Source organism: Salinivibrio socompensis S35, assembly GCF_000513715.1.
In the GTDB taxonomy this organism is placed as follows: domain Bacteria; phylum Pseudomonadota; class Gammaproteobacteria; order Enterobacterales; family Vibrionaceae; genus Salinivibrio; species Salinivibrio socompensis.
Genome location: NZ_AQOD01000135.1, coordinates 1 through 9,681 on the forward strand (window position 1 = coordinate 1; position 9,681 = coordinate 9,681).

A 9,681-nucleotide genomic window follows, 5' to 3' on the forward strand; every position below is an offset into this window, starting at 1 on the left:
TTTAAATGCAGTTCAGGACAGAATTGGTAGAGAGAGTCATGTAAGATATTGAGTTCGCACATCTTGTTGTCTGATTATTGATTTTTGGTGAAACCATTTGATCATATGACAAGGTGTGCATCTACCTTAAATTGATGATTTTTATCTAAATCATCAGGGGATTCCTCAGTGTTAAGCCTCCATTGCCATCAGTCGTTGTGCTGTATCGCCCTGGGCACGCCTTGTTCGCTGAAGTTGAAATAGATAACTGACTCATGTCTCACTCATATAATTGTTTATAATAGAAAAGTGTATTTTGCTTGCATGATCGGAGCTCGATGACTCGCCATGTCTATATTCTCGAGTTACTATTTATACTAGGAATGGAACTGGGTGAATTTCGTATATATGGCAAAAAGTATCGAGAATCAGTCAATCCGCCATGATCCGTCCATGGAGCCCATGACGCATCTGGGTTTGAACGAACAAACGCCGATCCGGGCTATCGCCAAACAGGTCGTTGAGCGGGCGGACGTCGAGCTCCATCACCATCCCTGGGGACAAATGGTGTTCTCTGATACCGGCGTCGTGCAGGTCAAAACCCCGCAGGTTGCGTACTTGGTGCCGCCGCAACATGCAGTCTGGATCCCCCCTGGTGTTGCCCATGACTCTTCACTACTTGAAAAGGCAGAAATATTCTCGGTCTATATGTTCCAAACTAATTGTTACTTTCACGGCGAAACATGGCGTAAAGAGTGGGGGAGTCTGTCGCTGTTTTCAGGTCAGTACTTTGCTCAGTGAATTAGTCAGGCGTATTGCAACTCAGACGACCGAAAAGATCGGAGAGCAGACATACAGTGCAATGTGCACACTCATAAGCTCAGAAGTGAGGCAAGCTAAAAAAGTCGCTCTTGGCCTACCTATGCCAGAAGATAAACGGTTGCGACATTTATGTGACTTATTTATTCAGTCACCATTACAAACGACAACACTGTCTGCCCTCGTGGGTCAAGTAGGTGCAAGTGAGAGCACGGTTGCGAGGCTATTTAGACAGGAATTACAAATGACGTTTAGGCAGTGGAAACATCAAGCTCTTTTGTCGAAGGCTATCGATATGGCGGCGGTGAGAGTGCCAACGGGTATCATAGCCCAAGAGCTGGGCTATGCGACTCATAGTGCGTTTTCTTATATGGTAACGTCTTTGGTTGGTAAGCCACCTAAAGCATTTTTATATCAAGATAAAAATGACGATAGTACGCCTAAAATGAACAAGTAGCGTGTTTTACCATTCTTTTACAAGACCTTAGTTAAAAGTGAGGGTCTCGATTTAACATTGTCTCTCCGCATCTTCACGCTTGATCACTTTGTGGCCTTCTTCGGTCACGCCATTTTTCCAATAGCTGCTGATGTAGATAAACTCACGCTCAACATCACGATCGTTGCGGAAGTACTGGCGCAGTGCGCGCATGCTCTCAAACTCACAGGCACACCACACAGACACTTGCCCAGCAAACCAAGGCTGTGCCTTTACCGTCTCGGCCAACGTAGGGGTGGTCAGCCATATAATCTCCATGCCCGCGGGGGCGTCGAGTGGTTGATGCATCCTCTGCAATATCGAGCTGGACCACCGCATAGCCTTTGGCATCGCGAGGCAAGGTTTTGATCTTGGCTGATAGTGCCGGCAACGCGGTCATATCGGCCGCCATAAAGAACCAATCTGCGTCTTGATTAATTGGCGCAATGGTCCCAGGGCCGGCAATGTTAATAGTATCAACTACTTGGGCATTCAGTGCCCAGCGCGCGGCAAAGCCACAGTTGGTTTGCTCGATTTGGTGGCGGACCATATCCACTTCAATTTGTTGCTGATCAGGCATAAAGCGGCGAATGGTGTAGGTGCGCATTACGGGGCGCTCGCCTTCTGCTAATCCGCTCAGATCTGTGCTTCCCACTTTATCAAACAGCAACTTGATATAGCCGCCTTCACACTCCGCAGGGAAGTCCGCGAAGGCGTCGCTTTGTAAGGTTAAGCGTTGCATATTGGGTGTGACGGTTTGAGTATCGATAACGCGAGTGAGGTGATAGTTTGGCTGTTTCATATTATCTAACTTAAAATCATTATCATTTACAATTAATCATACCATCAGGATGTGAAATGTGTAAGTGCTTTACATTGGTTTACGCTTCTTCGCTGGGCAAGACCGTGAGAAGTGAGTAAGATAATGGCGTATTATTATTAATAAAAAACAATTACATGGAGCAAAAATGAAGAAAGTCATACTCACTAGTGCGGTGGCGGTGCTGTTGTCGCTGAACGTCTCGGCCTCTGAGCTTAAGCCGATCATGAAAGAAATAAAAATGACCTTCAAAGAAGCGGCGAGTGCGCAAAGCGTTGAGGCCATGCAAGCGCCGGTTGCGAAATTAGAAACTCTGGTCGCGAAAGCTCAAGCCGGTAGCTACCCACCAGAAAAAGTCGATACCTTTATGGAAGGGTTCGATAAACTGGCGGTGACCTTGGATAAGATTGATACGGCACTGAGCGAAGGCGATCTCGACCAAGCAAAACAAGGCATGCGCCAAATTGATGCCTTGCGTGAAGAGTACCATGACAAGCGTAATCCTAGTATTTGGCAGCGTTTGTTTGGTTAATGGCCGAAGAATAGGAACATAACGACAGCGAGTGTATTAATGGCGACTCAAAAAACGATTCTGCGTTATCCCTCGCTGTCGGTGGCGTCTGCCTTCGATAAAGAACAGGTACTGATCCGGCGGATAGAACAGGGTGAACTCAACGAGGCATTACTGCTTTGGCAGCCAGATGCGCAAACCTTGGTGCTGCCGGCGGGACAAAAATGGCCACAAACCCCTGAATTACTCCGCGCATTAGCAGCGTTAGGTTGGCAAGTGCAGAGCCGGCGCACAGGCGGTGCCCCGGTGCCGCAACTGCAGGGGTGATTAACGTGTCTTACCTGACGGTGTGGCCGGCTAATACGCCGTATCATATCCAGACCGCTTACCAGTATTTTTGCACCATTTTACAGTCTTTTTTCCATCAGTTAGGCATTGCAACCACGGTGGGCGATACGCCCGGCTCGTATTGTGATGGCGACTATAACCTCAATATTGCGGGCAAAAAAGTGGTGGGAACCGCTCAGAAAATTCTGCGTTTAGGCGCGGGTGCAAGCACGGGAGTAGGCGCGGAGGCAGGAGTGGGCGCAGGCGATACCAAACAAACGGTGATGCTGGCGCAGGCTTGCTTGTTGATTGATGCCGATTGTCAACATATTGTTGCGCCCGTGTCGCTTTGCAACCAGCTTTGTGATCACCCCGATCGTATTGAGGCCGAGGTGCATACACCGTTATCGGCACACCTAGTTGAACTGCCGACAACTGAACAGCTGTTTCAGTTGCTGACTCTAAGCGTTTATGGCACGATCGCCGCTTGTGGTTGGCAAGGCTTGAGGCCGCGGCTCAATATAGTATGCTTAAGCGCAATCGTGCGTGAAACTAATCCCAAGGAGTGAGGAATGCGCTCCATCTTGTTATTCACGAGGCGTTTGAAGGCCCAGCATGCTAATGCAACATGCCTTCACACACGCTGGTGACATCGTCATCCAATACACTCAACTCAATGGCTATCTTCATCGCCGCCACCACATCGCCAATCGGCATGCTCGGGGCGCGGTGTTTACACGCTTGCGCTGGGCTGTAGGGAATATGAATAAACCCGGCGCGTACCTCGGTATGATGAGCCAGCGCATGCATCAATCCATAAAACACGTGGTTACAGACAAAGGTGCCAGCGGTATAAGAAATACCGGCGGGATGATGGGCTTCATTTAACGCGGTGACTAAACGGTTGAGGGGCAAGGTAGAGAAATAGGCATTGGGCCAGATGGCACTACCGGCGTGCCATGTGGCTGCTTACCGGCGTTGTCGGGAATAGGCGCGTCTTGATAATTAATCGCTACCTTCTCCAAGCTTATCTCAGCGCGACCACCGGCTTGGCCAAGGGCGATCACCATCACCGGACTGAGCGATTCCAACGCGCTTTGTAAGGTGGGTAAGCTATCGTCGAAGGTGCAGGGCAGGCGCACGGCTTTGACGATGCATTCCTCATTGGGCTGCCAGCCTTCTAATGCTTTTGCCACTTGCCAAGACGGGTTGTCACTCTCGCCGCCGAACGGTTCAAAGCCGGTGATTAATATGGTGTGCATCCAATGCCCCTATTGATGTGATATGCCTGAGATAAAAGGACTCTACCGCAAACACTGACAGGGGTCATCTTTGTGTTTGTAGTGATGGCTAATTAAAAAAACAGGCGTACTTGCAAAGGGCTCGCTATGCTTACTGGGTACGAATCACAGAGAGGATGGAGAATGAAACACTTACTATTGGCATTCATGCTAGTTGCGGTACCGGCAACGGCCGACACCTTTAGAGCACATTGCCGTGATCGCACGCCCGAGTTGATCCCCACCGAAACCGGTTGTGAGGCCCAGTCGCCGAAATAATTACCGTTGCCATTAATAAAATGGGCCATAGCGTCGACTGGTCAACCGTGCCATGGGCAAGAACGATCAATGTTGCCGAAGTGGGGGAAGTGGACATTATTCCGCGACACTCGATGAACAACGAACGTGAAGTCTTTCTGAATGCTGTCCCTTATGGCTACAGCATCCGCGAAGTGTTTTATATCATTGGTCCAAATATTAATCAGCAGATCAATAACTTTGAAGAATTAAAGCAGTATCGGATTGGCGCACTGCGTGATAGTTTCTACTCCGATTTGTTTAACAATACCGACGATCTCAAGCGCCGCTATTATAACGATACGGAACAAATCATTAAAGTGCTGGAGAACGGACGTATTGATGTGGCGGTGACATCTTCGAGTCACGATATTGATAAGTTTACTGTAGTGAGTGCGTTTACCCAGCCAACTTTGTCGACCGTTTTTATAACGGACGCTATATCAGCATCCCGAAAAAGTCACCGGTTGCAAGTTACTTCCCTGAGTTAGAGAGTACCATTAACCAGATGGTCGCATCAGGTGACGTCAGTGCCATTTTTGAAAAATACGGCCAAATACCGCCCGAACAAAAACCGGCTAAATGATCTTCTAATCATCCACAGATAAAAAACGCCCCAGTGAGATTTCGCTGGGGCGTTGTCCGTGTTAGCGTTAATTTTACTGGTTCTCAAACAGATAGAGGTAATCCTCATAGCCGGCATCGGCCATTTTATCGACGGGCACAAAGCGCATCGCTGCTGAGTTCATGCAATAGCGCAAGCCGGTGGGGGCGGGGCCATCTTCAAATACATGACCGAGATGCGAATCCGCCACCTTACTGCGTACCTCGGTGCGACTGAAAAACAGCGAGTTATCCGGCTTGGTGATAACAAACAGCTTATCGATTGGCTGGGTAAAGCTTGGCCAGCCGGTGCCGGATTTGTATTTATGGGTAGATGAGAAAAGCGGCTCACCCGAGACAATATCCACATAAATCCCGGCTTGCTTGTTGTCCCAATATGGGTTGCGGAACGCGGGTTCTGTGCCGTCTTCTTGAGTCACTTCGTACTCAATATCTGACAACATCGCGCGGATTTTTTCATCCGAGGGACGCGAGTAAGACACATCGCTCGCACTCGATGTCATCTCGTCCGCTTTTTGCGCATCAATCATCTCACGTAAGGTCACTGGGTTGTCTTTACGATCGTCACCAAATATCTCATCCAGATATTGGTCTCGGCCGGATGCGTAGCGGTAATAGCTGTAACGAATGCTATGATTTTTGTAGTAATCCTGATGATAGCTTTCAGCCGGCCAAAACACTTCGAATGGGATTAGCTCGGTTTTAAGCGGCTTTTTAAACACGCCTAGCGCTTCAATCTCCGCCATAAAATTGGCCGCAATTTGTTTTTGCGTGTCAGAGCGATAAAAAATGGCGGGACGATATTGCGGGCCGCGGTCAACGAACGAGCTTGGTCATCGGTGGGATCAATATGCCGGAAGAACTGATCGAGTACTTGCTCGTAGCTCACTACATTAGGATCGTAAGTGACATCAATCACCTCAATATGACCGCTGGTACCGGACGACACTTCTTTATAAGTGGGGTTTTCAAGCTCGCCGCCTGAGTAGCCAGACACCACATCGATCACGCCATCAAGCTTTTCAAGGTCGGCCTCGGTACACCAAAAGCAGCCACCAGCAAGGGTGGCCTTTTGGTCGCCTTGTGAGGTAGTGGCGGTGTCTTTTACTGCCGCATAACTTGCCATAGATAGCAAGCTGAATGCTGTAAACGCTATCACTAGCCAGATCGACTTAAGCTGTTTCATCATCGCCTCATTATTAGGGTGTGTGATGAGAAAGACCGACGCACGACGCAGAAACTTTCATCTTTCCATTCACTTTTCTATCATTACCCATAACATAGCGTAGAAAAGCACTCAGCGATCACTTACCAAAGCAACTGGCCTAACACAGGCGCAAGCAGCACAGTGACCATACCGGCGATCATCATTACCACACTGGCGACCACCCCTTCTTCGTGACCAATTTGATACGCTTTCGCTGTGCCGGCCCCGTGCGCCGATGCACCCAAACTGGCCCCGCGTCCTAACCGTGAGCGAATCGCAATCACGGTTAGAATGCTCTCACCAATCGCCATCCCAATCACCCCAGTGAGAACCACAAACAGGGCGGTGAGATCGCTTTGCCCGCCAATCGCTTTAGTGGCTTCCACGGCAAAAGGGGTGGTGATTGAGCGCATCGCCAAACTGCGTTGCAGCAGTTCAGACAGCTCAAACACCCGCGCTAATACGACGGTACTGGTAATCGCGACCAGTACCGATACAGTTACACCAATAGACAGTGACAACCAATGGCGACGGATCAACGCGCGGTTATCATACACAGGGATCGCAAACGCCACGGTCGCTGGGCCCAGCAGCCATAGTAACCAGTACGATTGCGCCATGTAATCTTGATACGGGATATTAAACCCGACCACCACCGCGACAATCAGCAAGGGCGCGAGCAACAATGGCATTACCAGAATTGAAGGATGACGTCGATACAGCCATTTGCTCATGTAATAAAAGCCAAGGGTCATTAAAAAGCAGGTAACGCTTAGTAACGAGGCGTGAAGCCAAGTAGGTAAAGCAGACATCATGGCTTAGCACTCCGGTTTTAAATCAGGATGGTGCGTGTGGTGGTTGCTGCGGCGGCGCGCCATTTTGATCTCAAAACGGTACACCTTATCGACCACCCAAGCGGTTGAAGCAATCACCATCGCGGTACTTAAAATCAGTACAACCATGATTTTACCGCCTTCTTGCAGCAATAAATCTTGATAGTTAACCACCGCCACCACCGCCGGCACAAAAAACAGCAACATCTCGGCTAACAGCCACGCTGCCCCGCGACGCAACCAATCGGCACGGACAATTTTCAACATTAATGCGCCTAACAACAGCAACATACCGGTGAGGTTAGCCGGTAGTGGAATAGCAAAGGTTGTGACCAACCAATCAGACAAGAACCAAATGCCTGCTAAGACAAAGACTTGTAGTAAGGTAAGGAAGGCGTTTTTAATCAATTGCATCGAAAGCGTGCCAAGAATTTGTGAGATGGCTCATAGTTTACGCTTGGCAGAGAATGAATAAAGTGACTTTTTTTTATTTAAACTATGCCCACATGGCATGATTTGTTGAGCGATAAAGCTGCGTTAGCGACGACCCAGTCCCGTGAGGAATCAGTTTTCGTCATACATGCCTGGCACTAAAAGTGAAACTATGTTTTCATATATCTCCTTAAAAATAATTTATAGTCGCATTTTATGGCAGTCCGTCATGTTGTCTTTGACAAAATCGAGTCTTAGCAGATTGTCTTTGATTTCTTTTTAATGTGAAACTATATTTTCATATATTGAGTTTTTATCGAGTTTTAATTTCATTATGGTGAAGTGTGATAAGGAATCGCCGCCCAAGCGCGGTGCCACCGTGTTCCCGCGGCAGATGAAAATATTGCATCAATTGGGTGAAAACATCTTATTGGCGATGAAACGTCGAGGGATCAGTCAAGATAGAATGCATCAGCGCACAGGGATCTCGAAACCAACGCTACGAAAAATCACAAAAGGCGATCCGACAGTGTCGTTAGGCCATTATGTTAATGTGCTCGCCGTACTAGGTTTGTTAGACGATCTAGGTAAAGTCGCGCTCGATGATGAACTTGGTAGGAAACTGCAAGATATCGAGTTGTTGAAAACGAGACGATAGGGCATCAAACGAATGGAAATCTTTGTCTACGCCGATTGGATTGAAACTGAGCCGCCCTTGTTTATTGGGACACTGAGAGCATCGCGAATCCGTGGTAAAGAGCATTTCAGCTTTTGCTATGACAAGACCTGGCTTAAATCTAAGTATGCTTCTCAAATCGACCCTTGCCTTCATTTATATAGTGGCGAGCAGCACGCTGAAGATGATAAAAACTTCAAGATATTCTTGGATTCTTGCCCTGATCGATGGGGGCGCTTGCTGATGCAACGTCGAGAGGCTGTTATAGCTCGCATTGAGGGACGTAGAGCGAACACATTATACGAAACCGACTATCTCCTCGGTGTTCATGACTCTTTTAGAATGGGCGCTTTAAGGTTTTGCACCGAGCATGGTGGCAATTTTCTTGACGACAATGACGACAATGACGATCTGGCGGCTCCAGCTATGACTTCACTCGCGGAGCTAGAATGTGCAGCGCAAGGCATCGAGGACAAACCCGACTTTGATAATCCTGACTACCTCAAATGGTTGAATATGCTTATCTCGCCAGGGTCATCGTTGGGCGGAGCTAGGCCGAAAGCTTCTGTAAGAGATGTCGATGGTACTTTATGGCTGGCAAAGTTTCCAAGTCGGTATGACGATTATGATATTGGCCTGTGGGAATACTTGGTGTACCAAATGGCCTTAGACTCTGGGATCAATATGGCTGAATGTAAAGTGCAGGCCATTGGTTCAGACCACCATATTTTTCTGACTAAGCGATTTGATCGTACCGATGACGGCAGGAGATTGCAATTTACGTCAGCAATGACACAGCTTGAATATTTCGATGGCAATGATGATGGAGCGAGCTACTTAGAGTTAGCGGAATTTCTTATCCAGAATGGTTCTAATACGCGGGCGGACTTGGCACAGCTTTGGAGACGTATGCTGTTTAATATCATGGTTGCCAATAGTGACGATCACCTACGTAATCATGGCTTTATTTTTGACACGACAGGTTGGCGACTGTCACCCGCCTACGACATCAATTCAACACAACATGCCCACGGGCTGCACTTAAATATTGACGACAAAGATAATGCTTTAGATATTGACCTTGTGTTTGAGGTGGCGGAGTACTTTCAACTTGATGTGAAAACAGCTGACAAGATTTATCATCAAGTCGCCCAAGCCGTGTCGAAATGGGAGAGCTTGGCAAAAGAAGCGGGTATCAAACGCGGTGAGCGAGACTTAATGAGAGACTCAGGGCGAGCGCATGAGTGTTCATTTTTCAACCATTGCCGGTATGCCTGCGGCTAAAACCTTCTCTAAGAAGCTGGGATTCATGAGACAGCGCTTCTGTTTGGCCACCAAGCTGATCTTGGTCGGCTCAGCCCGCACCATGTTTGAAGCCATGTGTCGCAGGCAGGCAAAGTT

General features: G+C 48.2%; 9 protein-coding genes and 5 pseudogenes. 8 read left to right on the forward strand and 6 right to left on the reverse strand.

Translation table 11 applies throughout. The features are described 5' to 3' along the window. Positions 1-372 precede the first annotated feature (372 nt). Entirely contained in the window at positions 373-780 is a 408-nt protein-coding gene (locus DZ54_RS25280) for an AraC family ligand binding domain-containing protein (protein WP_164831603.1), read from the forward strand. Then, positions 770-1,255: a helix-turn-helix domain-containing protein gene (locus tag DZ54_RS23715; RefSeq protein ID WP_051416043.1), complete on the forward strand. Its 486-nt coding sequence runs from the start codon at positions 770-772 to the stop codon at positions 1,253-1,255. The genes DZ54_RS25280 and DZ54_RS23715 overlap by 11 nt, the downstream gene beginning before the upstream one ends. A gap of 51 nt (positions 1,256-1,306) precedes the next feature. Here the strand turns inward: DZ54_RS23715 and DZ54_RS21995 are convergent. Further along, positions 1,307-2,075: pseudogene (locus tag DZ54_RS21995) on the reverse strand (siderophore-interacting protein). A gap of 166 nt (positions 2,076-2,241) precedes the next feature. Here DZ54_RS21995 and DZ54_RS0114110 point away from each other — a divergent pair. Both DZ54_RS0114110 and DZ54_RS22000 read left to right on the forward strand, forming a co-directional pair. Continuing rightward, positions 2,242-2,625: a cytochrome b562 gene (locus tag DZ54_RS0114110; protein WP_025674762.1), complete on the forward strand. Its 384-nt coding sequence runs from the start codon at positions 2,242-2,244 to the stop codon at positions 2,623-2,625. A gap of 39 nt (positions 2,626-2,664) precedes the next feature. Continuing rightward, positions 2,665-3,392, forward strand: a pseudogene (locus DZ54_RS22000) (lipoate--protein ligase family protein); the annotation flags it as partial. Positions 3,393-3,549: 157 nt separating this feature from the next. On the opposite strand, the pseudogene pcp reads toward DZ54_RS22000, so the two are convergent. Further along, positions 3,550-4,193, reverse strand: a pseudogene (pcp, locus tag DZ54_RS27555) (pyroglutamyl-peptidase I). Between the two features lie 162 nt (positions 4,194-4,355). Here pcp and DZ54_RS26870 point away from each other — a divergent pair. After that, positions 4,356-4,490 (forward strand): hypothetical protein, encoded by a 135-nt coding sequence (locus DZ54_RS26870; protein ID WP_276202054.1) that lies wholly within the window; start codon positions 4,356-4,358, stop codon positions 4,488-4,490. Positions 4,491-4,510: 20 nt separating this feature from the next. Then, on the forward strand, positions 4,511-4,999 hold the full coding sequence (locus DZ54_RS22010) for a substrate-binding periplasmic protein (protein WP_051416044.1): 489 nt from the start codon (positions 4,511-4,513) through the stop codon (positions 4,997-4,999). A gap of 168 nt (positions 5,000-5,167) precedes the next feature. Here DZ54_RS22010 and msrB read toward each other — a convergent pair. The 3 genes and pseudogenes from msrB to DZ54_RS0114140 form a co-directional block, all read right to left on the reverse strand. Continuing rightward, positions 5,168-6,318 (reverse strand): annotated as a pseudogene (gene msrB, locus DZ54_RS22015) (peptide-methionine (R)-S-oxide reductase MsrB). 122 nt (positions 6,319-6,440) lie between these two features. Continuing rightward, a complete protein-coding gene (locus DZ54_RS0114135; RefSeq protein WP_025674764.1) occupies positions 6,441-7,151 on the reverse strand; it encodes an LrgB family protein in 711 nt (236 codons plus the stop codon). 6 nt (positions 7,152-7,157) lie between these two features. Continuing rightward, positions 7,158-7,586, reverse strand: coding sequence for a CidA/LrgA family protein (locus tag DZ54_RS0114140; RefSeq protein WP_025674765.1), 429 nt, complete (start codon positions 7,584-7,586; stop codon positions 7,158-7,160). A 412-nt stretch (positions 7,587-7,998) separates the two neighbouring features. Between DZ54_RS0114140 and DZ54_RS22020 the strand changes: the two genes are divergently transcribed. Together DZ54_RS22020 and DZ54_RS0114150 are read left to right on the forward strand one after the other, a co-directional pair. Next, positions 7,999-8,262 carry a helix-turn-helix domain-containing protein gene (locus tag DZ54_RS22020; protein ID WP_051503382.1) on the forward strand — a complete coding sequence of 88 codons (264 nt, stop codon included), beginning with the start codon at positions 7,999-8,001 and terminating at the stop codon, positions 8,260-8,262. A 12-nt stretch (positions 8,263-8,274) separates the two neighbouring features. Beyond that, a complete protein-coding gene (locus DZ54_RS0114150; protein ID WP_025674769.1) occupies positions 8,275-9,564 on the forward strand; it encodes a type II toxin-antitoxin system HipA family toxin in 1,290 nt (429 codons plus the stop codon). On the opposite strand, the pseudogene DZ54_RS24920 reads toward DZ54_RS0114150, so the two are convergent. Next, positions 9,529-9,681, reverse strand: a pseudogene (locus DZ54_RS24920) (ISAs1 family transposase); the annotation flags it as partial. The gene DZ54_RS0114150 and the pseudogene DZ54_RS24920 sit on opposite strands and share 36 nt — an antisense overlap.

Coding starts and splice junctions, on each gene's coding strand:
- DZ54_RS0114110 (WP_025674762.1), top strand. CDS start 2,242: ATGAAGAAAGTCATACTCACTAGTGCGGTGGCGGTGCTGTTGTCGCTG.
- DZ54_RS26870 (WP_276202054.1), top strand. CDS start 4,356: ATGAAACACTTACTATTGGCATTCATGCTAGTTGCGGTACCGGCAACG.
- DZ54_RS22010 (WP_051416044.1), top strand. CDS start 4,511: ATGGGCCATAGCGTCGACTGGTCAACCGTGCCATGGGCAAGAACGATC.
- DZ54_RS0114135 (WP_025674764.1), bottom strand. CDS start 7,151: ATGTCTGCTTTACCTACTTGGCTTCACGCCTCGTTACTAAGCGTTACC.
- DZ54_RS0114140 (WP_025674765.1), bottom strand. CDS start 7,586: ATGCAATTGATTAAAAACGCCTTCCTTACCTTACTACAAGTCTTTGTC.
- DZ54_RS22020 (WP_051503382.1), top strand. CDS start 7,999: ATGAAAATATTGCATCAATTGGGTGAAAACATCTTATTGGCGATGAAA.
- DZ54_RS0114150 (WP_025674769.1), top strand. CDS start 8,275: ATGGAAATCTTTGTCTACGCCGATTGGATTGAAACTGAGCCGCCCTTG.